The sequence below is a fragment of the Streptomyces sp. Ag82_O1-12 genome, from assembly GCF_900182715.1.
GTDB lineage: Bacteria > Actinomycetota > Actinomycetes > Streptomycetales > Streptomycetaceae > Streptomyces > Streptomyces massasporeus.
In genome coordinates, this window is the sequence record NZ_FXUW01000001.1 from 1,331,970 (window position 1) to 1,352,349 (window position 20,380).

A 20,380-nucleotide genomic window follows, 5' to 3' on the forward strand; every position below is an offset into this window, starting at 1 on the left:
CCCACTACCCGCCTGCGGGCAGATCGGTGCGCGGTGCGGCGGCCAGATGCACGCCCACCCGCTTCACGAGCAGCGTCATCTCGTAGGCGACCTGGCCGACGTCCGAGTCGGCGTCCGAGAGAACGGCGAGGCAGCTGCCGTCACCGGCGGCCGTCACGAAGAGGAAGGCGTCGTCGAGCTCGACGACCGTCTGGCGGACGCTGCCGGCTTCGAAGTGACGCCCCACGCCCTTGGCGAGGCTGTGGAACCCGGAGGCGACGGCGGCCAGGTGCTCACTGTCCTCCCTGGTCAGGTCCTTGGACACGCCCGTCGGCAAACCGTCGCCGGAGAGCACGAGGGCTTTGCGGATGCTCGCGACTCGGTCCACCAGGTCGTCGAGGAGCCAGTTCAGCTCCCCCTTGATCGTCGCGGTGTGGCCGGTCGTCTTCGGTGCGGTCATCGACCGTCCCCCTCTGTCGTTCCTTGTGGTGCTGCGCCGCTGTGGGCGGTATCGCCCGCGGCGTTCTCCTCACGGCCGCGCTGCCAGCCCCGCTGGAGGGATGCCATGCGGCTGCGTACTTCCTCGGCGTCGCGCTCGACGGGTTCGGCACCGTCGTCGGTACGCGGCTCCGAGCTCCGCTTCAGCTGCGGGGCCAGGTTCGCCTGCCGGACGCGCCGGGGCAGCGGGGCCGTGCCGGAACCGGGCTGTGGTGCGGAGCCGGTCCCCTGGGGTGTGGCGCCGGAGCCTGTCTCGTGGCGCGAGGGTCCGGCGGTGGTCTCCGAGGAGCCGGAGCGGTGGCCGGGTGCCTCGGGGCCGCTCGAGGCGATCTCCGCGCGGCGGGTCCGCCTCGGGAGGACGGGGGACTCCGACCGGTCGCCCAAGGCACTGCCCGGCCCCGGGGATGCGGTCTGGTCCTCGGCGCGGCCGGCCGCGCCGATGCCACGGCGGGAGTCGGTCCCGCGCCGACGGGCCGGCAGCGGTGGCGGTGTGTCCGGCAGGGCGTCGCCCCGGCCGCTGCCGGACGAGGAGGTCTCGGTGCGGCGCCGGGCCGGAAGGGCGGACGCGGGTTCGGGTCCCGGCCGACCGGTGGACCGGCTGCCCGTGGGCTCCTCGCTCCGGCGGCGTGACGGGAGCGCGGAGGCAGGGCCCGACTCCGTTCGGCCCGGGGCCGCGGTGGTCTCCTCGTCCGACTTGCCCCGCCGGGTGCGCTGCTCGGTGACCGGGCGCCCGTGCGAGCTGACCAGCTTCGGGGTGTGGCGGCGGGGCAGCGGGACCGGAGCGCTCAGCTCGTCGTCGGCGTCGGTTCCGTCCCCCGTGCCGCGGGCGTCGGCGGTCCGGCGCGGATCGGTGCGGCGAGACGCGGTCTCGTCCGGGGCGCGGGTGAGGGAGTGGCGGGGGCGGAACAGACCGCCGTGTTCGCCGTCCTCGTCCTCGATGGCTCCGGGGAGGTCTCCGATGGCGTCCAGGTCGACGGGTGCCTCCAGCTCGACCGGCCCGTCCAGCAGGGAGGCGGGCAGGCCGGGGCGCTGCGCGGACGCCTGGGACAGCGCGGCGCGGCGGCTGTCCTGCGGTTCGCTCTCCGGGGCCAGCTGGGGGCGGTCGAGCCGGAACCCGATGCCGTTGGTGTCCGGCACGTCATCGGTCAGCAGCGCGTCGGGGATGAAGACCACGGCGGTCGTGCCGCCGTAGGGGGAGGGCTGCAGGGAGACCCGGACGTTCTGGCGCTGGGCGAGCCGGCTGACCACGAACAGGCCGAGCCGGTCGGTGTCGGAGAGCTCGAACTCCGGCGTCTCGGCGAGCCGGAGATTGGCGTCCAGGAGCGCTTCGGCCGCCATGCCGAGGCCGCGGTCGTGAATCTCCAGGGTGAAGCCGTTGGCGACGCGTTCGCCCAGGACCTGGACGGCGGTGTGCGGAGGCGAGAAGACCGTGGCGTTCTCCAGCAGTTCGGCCACGAGGTGCGTCAGGTCGGCGACGGCCGGTCCGCTGATGGCGATCCGCGGAAGACGGCGGACCTCGATGCGTTCGTAGTCCTCGACCTCGGCGACGGCGGCGCGCACGACGTCCATCAGCTGGACGGGCTTGCGCCACTGCCGGGAGGGCGCGGCGCCGGAGAGGATCACCAGGCCTTCGGCGTGCCGGCGCATGCGGGTGGTCAGGTGGTCGAGGCGGAACAGGTCGGCGAGTTCCTCGGTGTCCTCGGTCCGGCGCTCCATGGCGTCGAGGAGGGTGAGCTGCTTGTGGAGCAGGACCTGGCTGCGGCGCGCGAGGTTGACGAAGACCTCGGAGACGCCGGCGCGCAGTTCGGCCTGCTTGACGGCGGCTTCGACGGCGGCGCGCTGCAGGGTGTTGAGGGCCTGGCCGACCTCGCCCATCTCGTTCTTGTCGTATTCGAGGCGCGGGACCTCGGTCTCGACGTCGACCTGCTCGCCCGCGGAGAGGCGGCGCATGACACTGGGCAGCCGTACTCCGGACGCTTCGTGGGCCTCCAGGCGCAGTTGCCGCAGATCGCGAATGAGGGTGCGGCCGACGCGCACGGAGAGGAAGAGGGAGACCAGGAGCGCGATCAGGCCGAGCGCACCAGCGATGACGGCCTTGGCGATGACGCCGACGGCCACGGGGTGGACGCGGTCCTGGTAGCGGTCGTTGGCCTGGTCGTTGAGGGTGCCGAGCTCGTCGAGCACGTTTCCGGCGGCGCTGTCCCAGCTCTTGGCGGAGACACCGCGGGGGCTTCCGGCCCCGGAGGAGACGGCGGCCTCCTCGGCCACGCGCAAGGGAGCGGAGGAGGCGTTCTTCCAGAAGGTCTGGTAGCGGTCGCGTTCCGCCACGGGCAGCAGCGGCAGGTTGACGTCGTACATCAGGGTGCGCTGGGCCACGAGGTCGGAGATGTCCCGCTCTTCGGAGTGCGAGATCCTGCCGACGATCAGGGCGGAGCCGAGGAGGGCGTCCTCGCGGGAGAGCAGCTCGCGGGCGCGGGCGAGGTTGACCAGCGCGCGGTACTGCTTGTCCAGCTCGATGTTGTCGACCACGTGCAGGTTGGCGAGGAGCACGTAGCAGGGGTCGACCAGCCGGTTGTAGAGGTCGAGGGCCTGGGTGCGGTTGACGGTGCCGTCCTCGACGCTGCGGCGCAGCGACTCGATGCCGTCGAAGGCGTCCAGGACGGCGGTCAGCCGTTCGTCGGTGTCCGCGCCCATCGCGTCGCGCACGTCGGGGTTCCGGGCGTTCTCGCGGATGCTGCCGACGGCCTCGTCGGTGGCGTTCCGGCTGCGCCGGAGTGCGGCGAGGCCGTCGGACGCACGGGGGTCGGCGAGGTAGACGAGGGTCTGGCGGCGTTCCTCCTGGAGGACGCGGACGGTGTCCTCGATGGGGTAGCCGATCTTCTCCACCACGGACGACACGTTGAAGAGGTCGCCCGCCTCACGTCCTGTGAGCACCGTGGCGAAGGCCCAGATCGCGGTCAGGGACACCAGCGGCACGAGGAGAAGCGCCACGATCTTCCGGCGGATGGACTTCCCGCGAAAGCGCATGGCCTCCCCCAGCTCGGGCCCCCGGCTACCGGGGGTACACATGTGCGTCAACAAACGGCGCGAGCCTACTACCGACCCACAGGGAACTCGAAGACCGGTCCGGAACCTGAAGTTCCGCGCCAGCCACGCGGCATGGCGAGTTGTCCGGGCATTGCGGGAGTTGTCTCCCTGAAACCGGTGGTCGCGGGGCGGACCAACCTCCCGAGCCCGCCAGGGCGGTTGGCTGAAATTTTTCGGTTCTCGGGAATCTTCGTGAGGAGTTGTTCGTCTTCTCTATGGGAAACGGGGGCGGAATCGGCCACAGGAGCCGCGTCCCGCACCTGGGCGGCGTAAAACAGCGCAAGCCGGGCAGCCACTGGGGAGCACGGGTCTTCGGATGCGAGCGAGCGGTCTGCTGGCGGTGGGGAGTGACACGGTGATGGGCACGGCGGAGCGGCGCGGTGCGCCCAGAGCGGGTGGGGCGCAGCTGACGGGGCATCGGGATCCCGAGGCGACCGTTAGCGACATTTCCGAGGGCGCGGCGGAGCCCTCGAAGCGAGAGACGGGGGTTCCGGTCCGCGCGGCGAATCGTGGCACCCGCGAGCATTACTACCGGCCCCTGTGGGTCGAGGAGCCCGCACGACGGCGTCGTCTGCCGGATCCGGTGCGGACGGCGGCGGTGCGGGCGGTCCTCCTCATAGCCGTGACGCTGATCCAGGCGATGGTGGCCTTCCTGTGCACGATGGCCGGGTCCTGGCTGGCGTTCCCCATGGTGATCAGCAGTGTGGTCAGCACGATCGCGGCCACGTGGGGAGCGCTCGACGTGTGGGTGACGCGCCAGGTCTGGAACCAACGCAACGGCGTGGTGTCCGTGCCGAGCAGCACGGCGCGGGTCCTGCGGCGCGAGCGGCGCCGGACCCGGCGGCACGAGAGGGCCGCCGAGAGGGCACAGGAGCGGATACGCCGGCGGGGTGGAGCCGGGCAGCTGTCCCACTCGTGAGGCAGGGCGGAGGGAAGCCGGGGCGAGGCCACCGGATGGCGAGAGCGGCCGCCGGGCCGAGACAAGGCCCCGGCGCGTCCTCGTCGTGAGGCCCGGCGCGTGCTCAACCGTGAGCCCCGCACCTCCTCACCGTAGGGCCGACTGCGCCCGCCTCTCCCCCGCACCCCGCGCGAGTTCGCGTCTGGCGCGCGTGAACGGACGCGGACGGTCCACGGCGAGTACGGCCGTCGTACGGCCGTTCCGCTCGTAACGGGCGAGGAAGCCGCCCTCGGCCGGTGCGCCGTCGGAGAGTTCACCCTCGGTGATGCGGACGGTGTCGCCGTCCCGGTGCCGACCGGCGAACTGGATGCGGGCGCCGTACTGGTCGGACCAGAAGTAGGGCATCGCGTCTGCGGTCTCGGCGGTGCGGCCGGCGAGCAGGTTGGTCACGGCGACCTTCGGCTGCTGGGTGGCGGAGGTCCAGTGTTCGGCACGGCGGCCGCCGACGCCGGCGACATCGCCGACGGCGACGACCTGCGGCAGGGCCGTCACGCAGCCGTCGTCGCACAGGACGCCGTCCCGGAGAGTCAGGGTCGAGCCGACGAGCCAGGCGGTGTTGGGGACGGCGCCGATGCCGACGATCACGACGTCCGCCGGGACGGTGCGGCCGTCGGTGAGGTCCACTCCGGTGACGGCGGCGGTGCCTCGCAACCCGGCCACGCCGGTGCCGGTGACCAGGTCCACGCCGGCGCGGCGGTGCAGTGCGGCGCAGACGGCGGCCATCTCGGCGCCCAGTTGGGGCACGAGCGGGAGCGGGGCGGCCTCGACGACGGTGACGCTGTGACCGAGAGAGAAGCACGAGGACGCGGCCTCGGCACCGATGAAGCCGCCGCCGATGACGACGACCCGGCGCGGGCCCCGGGTGAGTTCCTCGCGCAGGGCCCATGCGTCGTCGAGGGTGCGCAGCGTGTGGACTCCGGCCAGGGTGTCGCCGGGCAGACGGCGGGCCGAGGCGCCGGTGGCGATGACGACGCCGTCGGTGGAGACGGTGCGGCCGTCGTCCAGCAGCACGGTGCGGCCTCGGGCGTCGAGGGCGCGGGCGCGGACGCCGAGGATCCACTCGGCGTCGAGCTCGGCGGTCTCCTCGGCGTCGGTGAGCGCGAGGTGGGTCTCGCCGGTTTGGCCGGTGAGGAAGTCCTTGGAGAGGGGTGGTCGGTCGTAGGGCTCGTGGGGTTCGTCGCCGACGATCACCAGACGCCCGTCGTAGCCCTGGGCGCGCAGTTCCCGGGCGGCATAGAGGCCGGAGAGCGAGGCGCCGACGATGGTCACGGTTCGCATGCGGGGTGCCTCCTCGCGGCGTCGGGAACGTCGCCGACCGCACCCGCCGGGATGCCGCTGCGGGTGCCCGGCGCGTCGGCCTCACCGGCCGCGACGCGGCACGCACGGGCCCTCGGCGGGTGAGTGTCACCGGCCCTGGCGTGCCACGCGCCGACCCCGGGCGCCTGGGCTCGACCGCCCGCGGCGTCGCACACCGCGGCAGCGGCCCGCCCGCTCACGCCACCCGTGCGCTGGGTGTTCACGCCGCCGTCCCCTCCTCCACGGCGAGGTGGAGGTGGATGACGCCGTCGTCGACGGTGACGCGGTGGGTGCGGACGGGGCGGCGGGCCGGGAGGCAGGTGGGGGCGCCCGTGCGCAGGTCGAACGAGGCCGCGTGCAGCGGGCATTCGACGAGGCAGCCCTCCAGCCAGCCCTCGGAGAGGGAGGCGTCCTGGTGGGTGCAGGTGTCGTCGATGGCGTAGAGATCGCCGTCGTCGGTGTGGAACACGGCGACGGGCGGGGTCGTCTCGACGCGGAATGACTCACCCTTGGGGAGGTCTTCGAGGTGGCAGACGGGAATCATGGGCCCCCCTCTCGGTCCGGGACGCATGGTCCGGACCAGTTCGGCCAGACTGTAGGCGGTTCAGGAGTGCCGGACCGGGGCGGTCCGGGCACGGGAAGGTGTTGGTGCACGTCATCCGGTCCCGCCCCGGGGCGGGCTCCCCGCCAGGAGTTCGTCCCCTCCGAGATCCGGACTCTTCGGTAACATGATGTTTCACATGGCGCATGAGCAAGCGCTATACGCAACAGAATCCGGGCGAGGCGACCGTCGCGTCAAGGGGTTCCCTCAGATGCGGCCCAAACAGGGCCGACAGGTGGTGAGAGTTCAGCCATGACCCGCACGCAGAAGCAGTCCGGCCCGGAGGAGAACCGCACGGAGACCGGAGCCAAGCAGGGCGGCAGAGGCGCGGCGAGTGCCGTCCAGTCGGTGGATCGCGCCGTGAGTGTGCTGGAGATCCTCGCGCGGCACGGCGAGGCGGGGGTGACCGAGATCGCCGACGAGCTGGACGTGCACAAGTCCACGGCGTTCCGGCTGCTCGGCGTTCTGGAGAACCGCGGCCTGGTGGCCCAGGCGAAGGACCGCGGCAAGTACTACCTGGGCGCCGGCGTACTGCGCCTCGCGGGGGCGGCGGCAATACGGCTGGATGTCTCCCAGGAAGGCGTCCCGGTGTGCCGGGAACTCGCCGACGAACTGGGCGAGACGGTCAACATCGCGGTCCTGGACGACGACGCGGCGGTCAACATCATGCAGGCCCGCGGCACCGCGTCCGTCACCGCGCAGAACTGGCTCGGCCGGCGCACCCCGCTGCATGCCACGGCCAGCGGAAAGGTGCTGCTCGCCCACCTGCCGCCGACCCTGCGCGAGGGGCTCCTGGCGCGCCCGCTGCACCGCTTCACGGAGCGCACGGCGACCGTCGCGTCCATGCTGCGCGGCGAGTTGGACACGGTGGTGCAGCAGGGGTACGCGATCACGGTGGAGGAGCTGGAGATCGGGCTGGCGGCAGCGGCCTCTCCCGTGCGGGCGCACGACGGCCAGGTCATCGCGTCGCTCAGCGTCTCGGGGCCGGTGTACCGGCTGACCAAGGAGCGGCTGCCCGAGGTGGCCAAGCGGACGGAGGCGGCGGCGATCGAGCTGTCCCGTCGTATGGGTTACGGCTTCTGACGTAGCCACGGCCGGTCGGCGGCGGGGACTGCGACCTCCGCACAGCCGCGGCCCGGCGTCGGCGTCGGCGCCGACATAGCCGCGGCCCGGCGCCGCGGGAGTACAGCGCGGGATCAGGTGAAATCCCTGGTCCCGCGCTGTTGTGTGTCCGGCGGGTTTCGCACGTCCCGTTCCGTTTTCCAAGGGTTGACCCGAACCATGGCTCGCACCTCTTGACGGCCCCTCCATGGCGTTCCCACTATGTTCCTCATCGCGCAACCCATCGTGCACTGCGCAACAGCAGAGGAGCTTGGTCGTGCCACACGAGGTCCGCGCCGTAGTCGCTGTCGAGAAGGGCGCACCCGTCGAGGTGCGGACGATCGTGGTTCCCGACCCCGGGCCCGGGGAGGTCCTCGTCGGCGTGCAGGCCTGCGGGGTCTGCCACACGGATCTGCACTACCGGGAAGGCACGATCAACGACGACTTCCCGTTCTTGCTGGGCCATGAGGCGGCCGGCACGATCGAGGCGGTCGGCGAGGGGGTCACCGAGCTCGAGCCCGGCGACTACGTGGTGCTGGCCTGGCGGGCCCCCTGCGGCAGTTGCCGTTCCTGCCGCCGGGGCCGTCCCTGGTACTGCTTCGACTCCCGCAACGCCACCCAGCCGATGACCCTGCTGGACGGCACGCCGCTCTCCAACGCCCTCGGCATCGGGGCGTTCGCCGAGAAGACGCTGGTCGCGGCGGGGCAGGCGGTGAAGATCGACCCGGCGGCGCGCCCGGAGGCGGCCGGGCTCATCGGCTGCGGCGTGATGGCCGGGTACGGCGCGGCGGTCAACACCGGCAACGTCGGCCGGGGTGACTCGGTCGCCGTGATCGGCTGTGGCGGGGTGGGCAACGCGGCGATCGCGGGCGCCTGTCTCAACGGCGCCATGAAGGTCATCGCCGTGGACATCGACGGCAGGAAGCTCGACCAGGCCGAGAAGTTCGGTGCCACGCACACCGTCAACTCACGGGGCACGGACCCGGTCGAGGCGGTGCGGGAGCTCACCGGTGGCTTCGGCGTCGACATCGCGATCGACGCCGTGGGCCGCCCCGAGACCTTCCGGCAGGCCTTCTCCATGCGCGACCACGCCGGTCTGCTGGTCCAGGTCGGGGTGCCGTCCCCCGAGATGAAGGTCGAACTGCCACTGATCGACGTGTTTTCGCGGGGCGGCGCGATCAAGTCGTCCTGGTACGGCGACTGTCTGCCGAGTCGCGACTTCCCGTACCTCATCGATCAGTACCTGTACGGGTTGCTGGACCTCAACGCCTTCGTCAGCGAGACCATCGCCCTGGACCAGGTGGAGGCGGCGTTCGCGAAGATGCGCCGGGGTGAGGTGCTGCGTTCGGTGGTCGTGCTGTGAGCACACCCCCCGCTCCCTGAGCCTCCGGATCCCACGCAGGTCCGCATCCCCGACGCCCCACCCCCGTACCGGCTCAGCCCCGACGCCCCACCCTGTACCCGCCGAGCCCCAACGCCCCACTCCCCCCACGCGCAACCGTCCCGGCAACGCGCACCCGTCCCGGCAAGGAGGGGCATGTCCAGCACACCCGAAAACCCCCGCGTGGTCGTCATCGGCGCCGGCATCGTCGGCTGCTCCCTCGCCGACGAACTGACCGCCCGCGGCTGGACCGACATCACCGTCCTCGAACAGGGGCCCTTGCCCGCCCCCGGCGGCTCCACCTCGCACGCCCCCGGCCTCGTCTTCCAGACCAACGCGTCGAAGACCCTCACCGCCCTCGCCCGCTACACCGTGGAGAAGTTCACCTCGCTCGACGTCGACGGCGTCTCCTGCTTCCACCAGGTCGGCGGCCTGGAGCTGGCCACCACTCCCGAACGCCTCGCCGAACTGCACCGCAGGGCCGGCTACGCCGCCTCCTGGGGCGTGCGCGGCGAGATCGTCAGCGCCGCACGCTGCAAGGAACTGTGGCCGCTGATCGACGAGTCGCTGGTCCTCTGCGGCTTTCACACCCCGGACGACGGTCTCGCCCGGGCCCTGCTCGCCTCCCGAGCGCAGATGGCCCGGGCCTGCGCGCGGGGCGCCCGCTTCCTGGAACGGCACACGGTCACCGGCATCGAGCGGGAGGACGGCCGGGTCACCGGCGTCGTCACCGACCGGGGCACCTTCCCGGCCGACCACGTCGTCTCGGCGGCCGGCTTCTGGGGGCCGGTCATCGGCCGCATGGCCGGCATCGACGTCTCGCTCCAGCCGCTGGCCCACCAGTACGCCAGGACCGGGCCGCTCCCCGAGCTGAGCGGCGCCACCGCGGAGGCCTCGAAGCCGATCCTCCGCTTCCAGGACCGCGACCTGTACTTCCGCGAGCACACCGACCGCATCGGCATCGGCTCGTACGCCCACCGGCCCCTGCCCGTCGACCCGTTCACGGTCCTGCCGTACGACGAGGCCCGTGCCCGGAACATGGACATGCCGTCCTCCTACCCCTTCACGGAGGAGGACTGGGCCCCCAGCTGGGCCGACTGCCGGCGGCTCATGCCCACCCTGCGCGACGCGGAGATCGAGGCGGGCTTCAACGGGGTCTTCTCCTTCACCCCCGACGGCATGCCGGTCCTCGGCGAGTCCCGGCGGCTGCGCGGCTTCTGGCTGGCCGAGGCCGTCTGGGTCACGCACTCCGCCGGTGTCGGCAAGGCCGTCGCCGAGTGGATGGTGGACGGGCGGCCCTCGATCGACCTGCACGAGTGCGACCTCACACGGTTCGAGGAGGCGCAGCGCTCACCGTCGTACGTCCTCGAACGCGGTGCGCAGCAGTTCGTCGAGGTGTACGACGTGATCCACCCGCTCCAGCCCATGGAGCGGCCCCGGCCCCTGCGCGTCAGCCCCTTCCACGCCCGGCAGCAGCAGCTCGGCGCGTACTTCCTGGAGGGCGGCGGCTGGGAGCGCCCGCACTGGTACGAGGCGAACGCCCCGCTCGCGGACGCCCTCGGGCCGCTGCCCGCGCGTGACGCCTGGTCGGCCCGCCACTGGTCCCCCGTCGCGGCTGCCGAGGCGAAGGCGACCCGGGAGGGCGTCGCCCTCTACGACATGACGCCGCTGCGCCGCCTGGAGGTCACCGGCCCCGGCTCTCTCGACTTCCTCGACCGCATGACCAGCAACAACCTCCGCAAGAAGCCCGGCGCGGTCACCTACAGCCTGCTCCTCGACGCCTCGGGGGGCATCCGCTCCGACCTCACCGTGGCCCGCCTCGCCCCCGACCGCTTCCAGGTCGGCGCCAACTCCCCCGCCGACCTGGACTGGCTGCTGCGTCACGCGCCCGCGGACGTACACATCCGGGACATCACCTCCGGCACGTGCTGCGTCGGGGTCTGGGGGCCGCTCGCCCGCGACCTCGTCCGGCCGCTCACCCCCGACGACTTCTCCCACGAGGCCTTCGGCTACTTCCGGGCCAAGGAGACGTACATCGGGCACGTCCCGGTGACGGCCATGCGGCTGAGTTACGTCGGCGAGCTCGGCTGGGAGCTGTACACCACCGCCGACCTGGGGCTCCGGCTCTGGGACACGCTGTGGGAGGCAGGCCGGGAGCTCGGCGTGATCGCGGCGGGCCGGTCGGCGTTCAACTCCCTGCGCCTGGAGAAGGGCTACCGCGCCTGGGGCGTCGACATGACCGACGAGCACGACCCGTTCGAGGCCGGTGTCGGCTTCGCGGTCCGCATGGACCGGGACGACTTCGTCGGCAAGGCCGCGCTCGCCGGGAGGGGCGAGGCCACCCGGCGCCTCACCCCGCTGCTCCTCGACGACCCCGCCGCCGTGGTCCTCGGCAAGGAGCCCGTCTACGTCGACGGCCTCCCGGCCGGCTACGTCACCAGCGCGGCGTACGGCTACACGCTCGGCCGTTGCGTCGCGTACGCCTGGCTGCCCGCCGGTCTTCCCACGGGCACGGGCGTGCACATCGAGTACGTCGGCGAGAAGGTCCCGGCCACGGTCGCCGACGAGCCGCTGTTCGACCCGAAGATGACGCGCATCCGCCGCTAGGGGGCATGCCTTGGCCTCTCTGAGGAGCACGCACGTGACGACCACCCCGAGCACCCCGACCACCTCGGGCACCCCGAGCACCCCGAGCACCCCGAGCACCCCGAGCCTGATCGCCACCCTCCCCGGGCGCTACTACACCGACCCGGACGTCTTCCGGCAGGAGCAGGAACGCGTCTTCGAGGCGATGTGGTTCTGCGCGGTCCGCAGTGCCGACCTGGACCGGCCCGGCGCCTTCCGCACCGTCCAGGTCGGTCGCGAGAACGTCATCATCACCCGGACCCGCAAGGGCGAACTGCGCGCCTTCCTGAACGTCTGCCGGCACCGCGGGGCCCGGCTGTGCATGGAGGAGTCGGGCGAGATCCGCCGCACGCTCCAGTGCCCCTACCACGCCTGGACGTACGACCTCGACGGCAAGTTGATCGCCGCTCCCAACTTGATCAAGATGCCGGACGTCGACCGTGTCGCGTACGGGTTGATCAATGTCGCCCTGCGCGAGTGGCTGGGCTACGCCTGGGTGTGCCTGGCGGACGAGCCGCCCTCCTTCGAGGAGACGGTCCTGCACGCGGCCGTCGAGCGGCTGGGCGATGTCGCCACGATCGATCATTACGGCACGGAGAGCCTCGCGCTCGGCAAACGCATCACCTATGACGTGAAGGCGAACTGGAAACTGATCGTCGAGAACTTCATGGAGTGCTACCACTGTGCGACGATCCACCCCGAACTGACGGAGGTGCTGCCGGAGTTCGCCGACGGATACGCCGCCCAGTACTTCACGGGCCACGGCGCGGAGTTCGGCGACGAGGTCAAGGGCTTCACGGTCGACGGCAGCGAGGGCTTCGACAGGCTGCCCGAGGTGAGCGCCGAGCAGGACCGCCGCTACTACGCCATCACGGTCAAGCCGACCGTCTTCGTCAACCTCGTCCCGGACCACGTCATCCTGCACCGCATGTTCCCGCTCGCCGAGGACCGCACGGTCGTCGAGTGCGACTGGCTGTACGCACCTGAGGTGGTGGAGTCCGGGGCGGACGTGGCGAAGTCCGTGGAGCTCTTTCACCGCGTCAACGTCCAGGACTTCGAAGCCTGTGAACGGACGCAGCCGGCGATGGCTTCCCGTGCGTACCGCAAGGGCGGTGTGCTGGTCCCCAACGAGCACCACATCCAGATCTTCCACGACTGGCTCGTCGAGCGGCTGGGAGGCGCGTATGCCGGACCTGTTCCTTGACGGTGAGTGGCGGGGCGCGGTCGACGAGCGCACCCGTGAGACCCGCTGCCCGGCCGACGGCTCCCTGGTGGGGGGCGTTCGTGGACGAGGCGGGCGGCAAGGACACGGCGGAGGCGATCGCCGCGGCCGGGCTTCGACGCGGAGTCCCTGGACACGGGCAAGCGACTCGTGGAGAGCGCGTACGACATCGACGACATCGCGAACTGCTTCCGCTACTTCGGGCGGCTGGTGGCGAGCGAGCACGGCCGGGTCGTTAACACCGGCCGGGACGACGTGGACAGCCGGATGGTGGACGAGCCGGGCGGCGTGTGCGGGCTGATCACCCCCTGGAACTACCCGCTCCCGCAGACGGCGTGGAAGGTCAGCCCCCGCCCTCGCGGCGGGGAACACCTTCGTGCTCAAGCCGAGCGAACTGACCCCGCACACCGCGAGCCACCTCCTGCGCCTGTCGGCGGAGGCGGTCTGCCGCCGGGGGTGGGCAATCTGGCCCTGGGCGCGGGACCGGAGGCGGGGCGCCCCGCTCGCCGACCATCCGGACGTGGACCTGGTCTCCTTCACCCGGCGACCTGGAGACCGGCCGCCGCCTGATGGCGACCGCCGCCGCGACGGTCAAGAAGGCCGCGACGGACATGAAGGTGGCCCTCGGACTCGGCGGCAAGAACCCGAACGTCGTCTTCGCCGACGCCGACTTCGAGACGGCCGTCGACATGGCGCTGACCGCCGTGTTCCCGCACTCGGGGCAGGTGCTCGGCGGGGGCGCGGCTGCTCGTCGAGGACCGTCTGCACGACCGGTTCGTCGACGAGGCGGTGCGACGGGCGAAGGCCATCCGGCTGCGCGGTCCGTTCGACGACCGGGCGCAGACCGGGCCGCTGATCTCGGCCGCCCACCGGGCCGAGGTCGAGGCGTACGTGGCGCCGGGCGTGGCGGAGGGCGCGGTGCTGCGGCTGCGGCGGATCCCGCCGGCTGCGGCTCGGCACGGTGTGGATCAACGACTACCACCCCTACGTCCCGCAGGCGGAGTGGGGCGGATTCGAGCAGTCCCGCTTCGGACGCGAACTGCGGCCCGCGAGGTTGACCGAATATCGCGAGACGAAGCACATCTGGCGCAACACCCGTCCCACCCCCCAGGGTTGGTTCGACTGATCCACGCCGCTCTGAGGCACACCCATTGAGGAACCGCCCATGAAAACAACCGCGGAGTCGACCGACCCACACGGCCGGGACGACGCCGAACTCACCGAGTTCGGCTACAGACCCGAGCTCAAGCGCACCCTCGGGAACTTCCACACCTTCGCCGCCGGGATCAGCTACATCTCGATCCTCACCGGCACCTTCCAGCTGTTCTACTTCGGCTACGGCAGCGGCGGCCCCGCCTACTGGTGGTCGTGGCCGATGGTCTTCGTCGGCCAGTTCATGGTCGCCCTGTGCTTCGCGGAACTCGCCGCCCGCTACCCCGTGGCGGGCTCCGTCTACAACTGGTCGAAGAAGATCGGCAATCCGCATCTGGGCTGGCTCGCCGGCTGGATGATGCTGATCGCCTCGATCGTCTCCATATCGGCCGTCGCACTGGCCTATCAGCTGACGCTGCCGCAGATCTCGTCGTTCTTCCAGTTCGTGGGAGACGGCACCGGTACCTACGACGTGGCGACCAACGCGGTCATCCTGGCCGCGGTGCTGATCCTGTTCACGACCCTCGTGAACGCCTTCGGCGTCAAGCTGATGGCACGGATCAACACGGCGGGCGTGTTCATCGAGTTGATCGCCACCGTCGTACTCATCGTCCTGTTCGCGGTCCACATCACGCGTGGCCCGCAGGTCGTCATGGAGACGCACGGCACCGGCGCGGCCTACGGAAACGGCTACCTGGGCGCCTTCCTGGTGGCCTCGCTGGCCTCGGCGTACGTCATGTACGGCTTCGACACCGCCGCCTCGCTCGGCGAGGAGTCCCTGGACCCGACCAGGAACGCGCCGCGCGCGATCATCCGGGCGATCGTCGCGTCCTTCGTACTGGGCGGATTGATCCTGCTGCTCGCGCTGATGAGCGTGTCCAGTCTGAAGGGCGAGAAGCTGTCCACGGACGGCCTGCAGTACATCGTGCTGGACGTGCTCGGCCCGACGGCCGGCAAGGCGATGCTGTGGTGCGTGCTGATCGCGGTGACGGTGTGCGCCCTGGCCGTGCACACGGCGGCGGTCCGCCTGGCGTTCGCGATGGCCCGCGACAACAACCTGCCCGCGTCCTCGAAACTGGCCAAGTGCCACCCGCGGTTCCAGACGCCGGTCCTGCCGACCGTGATCATCGGGATCCTGGCGCTGGCGATCCTGGTGGTCAACATCCGCCAGCCGCAGATCTTCACGGTCGTCACCAGCATCGGCATCATCATGATCTACCTCGCCTACCTGGGCGTCACGGTGCCGCTGCTGGTCGCCCGGTTGCGCGGCACGTGGCAGCCCGCGGGAGAGGGCCGCTTCTCCCTGGGCCGCTGGGGCCTGCCGGTCAACATCCTGGCCGTCCTGTGGGGGGCGGCCATGACGCTCAACCTGATCTGGCCCCGGGCCGCGGTCTACAACGCCGCCGCTCCCTACCACTGGTACCTGCGCTGGGGCGCGGTGCTGTTCGTCGCCGTCATCGCCGGCGGCGGATTCGCCTACTACTGGTTCGTGCAGCGGCACCGCACCGGTGTACTCGCCGAGCACCGTTCGCAGACCACGGACACCGCTCCCGTCGCCACCCCGGCGGCCGAATGAAGGCTGAAGGAGGACCCACGAGTACGCATGAGTTCGACCACGTCGTCGTCGGCGGCGGCACCGCGGGCAACGTGGTGGCGGCCCGGCTCTCCGAGGACCCTTCCGTCACGGTGTGGGTCCTGGAGGCCGGCCGAGCGACGTCGGCGACGACGACGTCCTGCGGCTGGAGCGCCGGCTGGGCCTGCTGGAGTCCGGCTATGACTGGGACTGCCCGGTCGAGCGCGGATCTCCTGGGAGGAGGCCTCACGCTCATGACACGGGGCGTTTGTACATCCTGGTCGCCGTGATCTCGCTGTGGACCGCCTCCCCCGCCTGGGCCTGCTGCGGCAGACCCGGGCGGAGGTGCTCCTCGACGCTGATGTACTTGAGGCCGGCCCTCAGGTCGGCGTCGTTGCGCATGCGGATGACCAGGGGGAACTCGGCCAGCGCGGTGGTGTCGAACAGGCCCGTGGTGTACAGGAGCTGCACACCCAGGGCGTCCGACACCGCCCGCTGGAGTTCCAGCAGGTACGTGGCGTTGGCGCGGCCGATGGGGTTGTCGAGGAACAGCGTGCCGGCGTGCCGGTGCTTGTCGCGGCCCCGGTCGTTGGACCGCAGCGCGGCCATCGTGCAGTAGAGGGCGATGGCGGCGGTGAGGAGCTGGCCGCCGGAGAAGACGTCGCCCATCTGCCCGACGGGGACGCGCTCGGCGCGCAGCACGGCGTCGGGCTTGAGGATCTCGACGGCGACACCCTTGGGCTCCAGCGCCGCCGCGACACCCCGCAGCAGCAGGGACATGCCGTCGCGCCGCAGGTCGGAGTTCTTCTTGACGGCGGCGCGGGTCGCCTCGTCGATGACCTCGCCGAGCCGCTCGGTGAGGGTGGCCTGGTCGGGCTCCTCGAAGCGGATGCGGAGGAACTCCTGCCCGGACCACTCGCCGAGGCCCTCCGGGAGCCGGGAGAGCCGCTGCGCGGAGCGCAGGGTGGCCAGGGCCGACTCGACCAGGCCGCGCAGGCGGTCCACGATCGAGTCGCGGTTGCGCTCCAGCTGCTCCAGTTCGTCGGTGAGGACGCGGAGCCGGGGCGCGAAGGCGTCCGCCCACTTCTGGGCGTGCTCGGGCAGCGCGGAGGCGGGCAGTTCGCGGATCTGCTGGCGGGCCGGGGTGCGCACCTGCTCGTAGCGCGTGGAGTTGGCGTGCCGGACGAGGATGTCGCTGGCCTCGCGGACGGCGGCTTCGGCGGCGGACAGGTCGGCGGCGCAACCGCGCAGGGAGCGACGGGCCTCCGCGGCCGACTGCCGGGCCTCCTCGGGGCTGCCGGGGTACGGCTCGGGCTCCTCGTGCTCCTCGTCCGTGGCGTGTTCGCGCAGCAGGTCCCGGAGCATGGCGGCGATCTCGTCGAAGCCGCTCGCCGCGTCCTCGGCGGCACGGTGGGCGTCGAGGAGTTCGGCGTGCGCGTCGCGTGCCTGGTTCAGCGCCTCGGTGTGCGAGGCGAGTTCGGCCGTGGCGGTGCGCAGCAGGGTCTGCGCGTGCTCGGCGTCGCGCGGCTGAAGCTCCTCGGGCAGGTCGGTGTGCGTCGCGCCGTCGTCGGCGGGAGCGAGGCGTTCGGCCTCACCGCGCAGCCGCCCCAATTGCTCGCTCGCGGTCGACATCCGGGTCTCCAGGAGCTGCACCAGCTCCTCGGCCCGGGCGGCGGCGGCCTGGCGGCTGGGTCCGTCGGAGCCGTCGGGGGATTCGAGGAGCTGCTCCGCGCGGGTGCGGACCTTGTTGCTCAGCCGGTCCAGCTCCGCGCGGGCCGCGCTCTCGTCGCTCTCGGCACGGGCCTGCTCGGCGCGCAGGTCGGCGCCCACGCCGACCTTCTCGTACACCTGGGACGCGGCCCGGTAGGCCTCGCGCAGGGCGGGCAGGGAGGCCTTGGGCGTCTGGTCCTCGTCGGCGGGCACGTCGTCGGGTGCGCCCGCGATCTCGGAACGCTCGGCGCGCAGCGCGCGGGAGGTGCGGCGGGTGTCGTCGGCGGCGCGCTGGGCGGCCCGCCGGTCCTCGTCGGCGGCCCGGGCCCGCTCCAGGCAGGACTGCGCGCTCGCCTCGGACTCGGCCGCCTCGTCGGCCAGTTCACGTAGTTTGACCTGCCAGCCCGCCCGTTCGCGCAGCCGGAAGGCGAGCCCGGCGAGGGCGTCGGCGGAGCGGCGGGCCTTCTGGGCGGCCTCCTGCCGCTCGTCCCGGACGCGGGCGGCCTCGGCGGCGACCTCGTCGGCCTCGGCCCGCACGGTCCGGGCCTCGGCCAGTTCGGCCTCCGACTCCTCGGCGAACGCGCGGCTGTCGTGGGCCGCGCGGGCCAGTTCGGTCAGCCGGCCGGCGGGGCAGCCGGTGCGCCAGGAGGCGAGCCGGGCGGCCAGTTCGCGGTCCTTGCCGAGCCGGGCGGCGAGGGTGCGGATCTCCTCGTCCCGCTCGGTGGCCCGCGCGCGCAGCGCCTGCCGCTCCTCGTCGGCGGCGTGCTCGTCGTGCATGGCCGGGTTCGGCGGCACGAGGAACACGTCGCCGCTGTCGGAGTCCGGGGCGGGCGTCGGGGCCAGCAGGGCGGCAGCGGTGCCGACCGCCACGGCCGAACGGGGCAGCAGCGCCGCGTCGCCCAGCGCCTCCCGGGCGCGTGCGTGGGAGTCGGGGTCGGTGATGATCACGCCGTCGACGAGTTCGGGCCGGGCGGCCAGCACGCGCGCGTGGTCCGCCGGATCGACGGCCTGGGCGAGATAGCGCCAGCCGGGCAGCGCGGGGATGCCGTGCTCGCCGAGGAACTCGACCGTGGCCAGCACGTCCGGGCCGGGCGGCAGCAGCCCGCCGTCGCCGAGCGCGCCGAGGATGCGGGAGTCGTCGGCGGCTGCCGTGCGCAGGTCGAACAGCTGCCGCTCGGCGGAGGAGACGGCGTCGTCGAGCAGGTCGCGCAGGTCGTCGGCGAAGCGGTCGAGTTCCTCGGGGGCGAGGCCCTGTTCGCCGGCGGCCGGGTGCGCGACGGGCTCGCCGTCCGTGCCGTGGCGGGGTTGCGGGATGCCCGGGCGGGTCTGCGGGGTCAGGCTGAGCAGTTCCGCCAGTCGCTCCTCGCCCGCGAGTGCCTCGGCGGTGCGGCGCTCGGCCTCGTACGAGCGCTCCGCCGCCGTGGCCGCGTCGGCGGCGCGGGCCGCGGTCAGTTCGGCGCGGGTCTCGGTGGAAGCGGCCTCGCGTGCGTGCTCCGAGGCCCGGCGGGACGCCTCGCGGGCGGTGTCCCAGGCCGCGACGGCGCTCTTCTCGGCGTCGCTGGCGGCGAGGGCCGCGCGGGCCGGGTCGGCGTCGGGCGCGGAGTCGTCGAGCCAGCCGGCCCGGACCGCCTCGGCGGTCTCCTGTTCGACCTCGGCGAGGCGCTGCTTGAGGTGACCGATCTCGCTGCGGGCGCGCTGGGCCTGGGTGGCGGCCGCGGTGGAGTCGCGGTAGGCCGCGTCGCTGACCTCCTGGAGGGCGGCGGAGCGCTCCTCCTCCTCGTTGGCGTGGCTCTCCGCCTTCTCCGCGGCCGCGTGCAGGGCCCGTACGAGGTCGACGGCGGCCTTGGAGCGGGCGGCCAGGGCGGGGGCGGCGTCCCGCTCGGCCTCCTGGATGGCGGCGGCGACGCGGGTGACGCGGTCGGAGGCGGCACGGTGGCGCAGCACGGCCTCGGCAGCCTGCCACGCCGAGTACAGCGTGCGGGCGTCGGCTAGCTCGCGCTTCTGCGCGGCGGCGGACTTCTCGGCCCCGGCGAGCGCGAGTGAGGCGTGCCGGTAGGCGAGTTCGGCGGAGATCAGCGCGCTGCGCTCGCGGGCCGCCTCGGCGTGCGTGACGGCGTACGCGGCGGCGGTGACCCGCTGGGCCAGGTCGGCGGCCCGGACCCGCTCCCGCACGCCGCGCGCGGTCAGTCTGCGGGCCAGGGTCCGGGTGCGGCGCTCGGCTCCGGTGTGGATGTCACGCGCGCGGGATCGGGCCTCGGCGGCCTCGACGATCCGGCCGAGGAGGTCGACGGAACCGGCGGTGAAGTCGCGTTCGGCGATCAGCTCGGCGCGTCGGCCCAGCTTGTTGCCGAAGCCGCTGACCAGGTCGGCGAGCCCGTCGGTGTCGCGGGTGTCGGTGACGGCGCGCAGCAGCAGGTCGGTGAAGTCGGCGTCCTTCTTGACCGCGAAGAGACCGGCGGCCTCTCCTTCGTCGGCGTTCATCTCGCGCTGGTAGCGGAAGAGTTCGGGGTCGAGGCCGAGGTCGCCGAGGTGCTCGATCCAGCGGTCGTGTGTCTCCTCCCAGTGCACCTCCAGGTGCGGGTAGTTCTTGCCCGCCTCGGTGAGGGCGTCGCGGAAGCCCTTCATGGTGCGGCGCCGCCCGCGTGCGCTGGACTGGCCCTCGACCGGGGCCCGTACGGCGGTGGACTCCGCGACGGGAAGACCGTCCAGGCTCAGTCCGGGCCCGGGCCGGAAGGAGTACCAGGCCTCGGCGAACTTCCGCGGGTCGTTGGAGACCTGTCGCCCGCGCCACTCGCTGACCTTGCCGACGACGACGCACTCGCCGGTCAGCACGTGCTGCCACTCCAGCGCCACGTGCCCGCAGTCGTCGGCGAGGAGGAACTTGCGCAGCACGCCGGAGCTCGCGCCGCCGAGGGTGTTGCGGTGGCCCGGCAGCATCACGGAGAAGATCAGCTTGAGCAGCACCGACTTGCCGCCGCCGTTCTCCAGGAAGAGCACACCGGCGGGCGCGGGCCGGCGCGGCGGGCCGACCGGCTCGTCCTCGAAGAACTCCGCCTGCGTGGGCGCGGGGTCGGGCACGATCTCGCCGACCCCCCGCAGGTCAAGCACGGTGTCGGCGTAGCGCGCACCGGCGGGCCCGATCGAGTAGAGGCGGACCCGGGACAGCTCGTACATGGCGGACTCTCGTAAGTCTTCGT

At 72.4% G+C, this 20,380-nt stretch carries 12 protein-coding genes and 4 pseudogenes; 11 read left to right on the forward strand and 5 right to left on the reverse strand.

The annotated features are described in order from the left end of the window. Positions 1–4: 4 nt before the first annotated feature. Together QOL88_RS06145 and QOL88_RS06150 are read right to left on the reverse strand one after the other, a co-directional pair. Positions 5–439 (reverse strand): roadblock/LC7 domain-containing protein, encoded by a 435-nt coding sequence (locus QOL88_RS06145; RefSeq protein ID WP_097215459.1) that lies wholly within the window; start codon positions 437–439, stop codon positions 5–7. Beyond that, positions 436–3,504, reverse strand: a complete 3,069-nt coding sequence (locus QOL88_RS06150) for a sensor histidine kinase (RefSeq protein WP_097215460.1) — start codon at positions 3,502–3,504, stop codon at positions 436–438. The genes QOL88_RS06145 and QOL88_RS06150 overlap by 4 nt, the downstream gene beginning before the upstream one ends. Before the next feature lie 418 nt (positions 3,505–3,922). Here QOL88_RS06150 and QOL88_RS06155 point away from each other — a divergent pair, with 418 nt between their 5' ends. Further along, on the forward strand, positions 3,923–4,483 hold the full coding sequence (locus tag QOL88_RS06155) for a hypothetical protein (protein WP_373559338.1): 561 nt from the start codon (positions 3,923–3,925) through the stop codon (positions 4,481–4,483). A 126-nt stretch (positions 4,484–4,609) separates the two neighbouring features. Here the strand turns inward: QOL88_RS06155 and QOL88_RS06160 are convergent, their stop codons facing one another. Together QOL88_RS06160 and QOL88_RS06165 are read right to left on the reverse strand one after the other, a co-directional pair. Further along, complete coding sequence (locus tag QOL88_RS06160) at positions 4,610–5,800, reverse strand: NAD(P)/FAD-dependent oxidoreductase (protein WP_179878782.1); 1,191 nt, start codon at positions 5,798–5,800, stop codon at positions 4,610–4,612. A gap of 238 nt (positions 5,801–6,038) precedes the next feature. After that, the gene (locus QOL88_RS06165) at positions 6,039–6,362 is read right to left on the reverse strand and encodes a bifunctional 3-phenylpropionate/cinnamic acid dioxygenase ferredoxin subunit (protein ID WP_097215462.1); all 324 of its coding nucleotides are present in this window, start codon (positions 6,360–6,362) and stop codon (positions 6,039–6,041) included. 309 nt (positions 6,363–6,671) lie between these two features. Here QOL88_RS06165 and QOL88_RS06170 point away from each other — a divergent pair, with 309 nt between their 5' ends. The 10 genes and pseudogenes from QOL88_RS06170 to QOL88_RS06200 form a co-directional block, all read left to right on the forward strand. Next, positions 6,672–7,502 carry an IclR family transcriptional regulator gene (locus tag QOL88_RS06170; protein WP_097215463.1) on the forward strand — a complete coding sequence of 277 codons (831 nt, stop codon included), beginning with the start codon at positions 6,672–6,674 and terminating at the stop codon, positions 7,500–7,502. 295 nt (positions 7,503–7,797) lie between these two features. Further along, a complete protein-coding gene (locus tag QOL88_RS06175; RefSeq protein ID WP_097215464.1) occupies positions 7,798–8,883 on the forward strand; it encodes an S-(hydroxymethyl)mycothiol dehydrogenase in 1,086 nt (361 codons plus the stop codon). A 174-nt stretch (positions 8,884–9,057) separates the two neighbouring features. After that, on the forward strand, positions 9,058–11,508 hold the full coding sequence (locus QOL88_RS06180; protein ID WP_097215465.1) for a GcvT family protein: 2,451 nt from the start codon (positions 9,058–9,060) through the stop codon (positions 11,506–11,508). A gap of 106 nt (positions 11,509–11,614) precedes the next feature. Then, entirely contained in the window at positions 11,615–12,730 is a 1,116-nt protein-coding gene (locus QOL88_RS06185; protein ID WP_257028040.1) for an aromatic ring-hydroxylating oxygenase subunit alpha, read from the forward strand. 168 nt (positions 12,731–12,898) lie between these two features. Beyond that, positions 12,899–13,030: pseudogene (locus tag QOL88_RS38575) on the forward strand (hypothetical protein); the annotation flags it as partial. A 94-nt stretch (positions 13,031–13,124) separates the two neighbouring features. Further along, positions 13,125–13,229: pseudogene (locus QOL88_RS38580) on the forward strand (hypothetical protein); the annotation flags it as partial. Between the two features lie 88 nt (positions 13,230–13,317). After that, positions 13,318–13,615: pseudogene (locus tag QOL88_RS38585) on the forward strand (aldehyde dehydrogenase family protein); the annotation flags it as partial. Between the two features lie 94 nt (positions 13,616–13,709). Further along, on the forward strand, positions 13,710–13,874 hold the full coding sequence (locus tag QOL88_RS38590) for an aldehyde dehydrogenase family protein (protein ID WP_306456199.1): 165 nt from the start codon (positions 13,710–13,712) through the stop codon (positions 13,872–13,874). Positions 13,875–13,913: 39 nt separating this feature from the next. Then, the gene (locus QOL88_RS06195; RefSeq protein WP_097215467.1) at positions 13,914–15,476 is read left to right on the forward strand and encodes an APC family permease; all 1,563 of its coding nucleotides are present in this window, start codon (positions 13,914–13,916) and stop codon (positions 15,474–15,476) included. Further along, positions 15,473–15,703: pseudogene (locus QOL88_RS06200) on the forward strand (choline oxidase); the annotation flags it as partial. The gene QOL88_RS06195 and the pseudogene QOL88_RS06200, both read left to right, overlap by 4 nt. A gap of 22 nt (positions 15,704–15,725) precedes the next feature. Here QOL88_RS06200 and QOL88_RS06205 read toward each other — a convergent pair. Beyond that, positions 15,726–20,357: a coiled-coil domain-containing protein gene (locus QOL88_RS06205; RefSeq protein WP_097215468.1), complete on the reverse strand. Its 4,632-nt coding sequence runs from the start codon at positions 20,355–20,357 to the stop codon at positions 15,726–15,728. Between the last annotated feature and the right edge of the window lie 23 nt (positions 20,358–20,380).

Coding starts and splice junctions, on each gene's coding strand:
- QOL88_RS06145 (WP_097215459.1), bottom strand. CDS start 439: ATGACCGCACCGAAGACGACCGGCCACACCGCGACGATCAAGGGGGAG.
- QOL88_RS06150 (WP_097215460.1), bottom strand. CDS start 3,504: ATGCGCTTTCGCGGGAAGTCCATCCGCCGGAAGATCGTGGCGCTTCTC.
- QOL88_RS06155 (WP_373559338.1), top strand. CDS start 3,923: ATGGGCACGGCGGAGCGGCGCGGTGCGCCCAGAGCGGGTGGGGCGCAG.
- QOL88_RS06160 (WP_179878782.1), bottom strand. CDS start 5,800: ATGCGAACCGTGACCATCGTCGGCGCCTCGCTCTCCGGCCTCTATGCC.
- QOL88_RS06165 (WP_097215462.1), bottom strand. CDS start 6,362: ATGATTCCCGTCTGCCACCTCGAAGACCTCCCCAAGGGTGAGTCATTC.
- QOL88_RS06170 (WP_097215463.1), top strand. CDS start 6,672: ATGACCCGCACGCAGAAGCAGTCCGGCCCGGAGGAGAACCGCACGGAG.
- QOL88_RS06180 (WP_097215465.1), top strand. CDS start 9,058: ATGTCCAGCACACCCGAAAACCCCCGCGTGGTCGTCATCGGCGCCGGC.
- QOL88_RS06195 (WP_097215467.1), top strand. CDS start 13,914: ATGAAAACAACCGCGGAGTCGACCGACCCACACGGCCGGGACGACGCC.
- QOL88_RS06205 (WP_097215468.1), bottom strand. CDS start 20,357: ATGTACGAGCTGTCCCGGGTCCGCCTCTACTCGATCGGGCCCGCCGGT.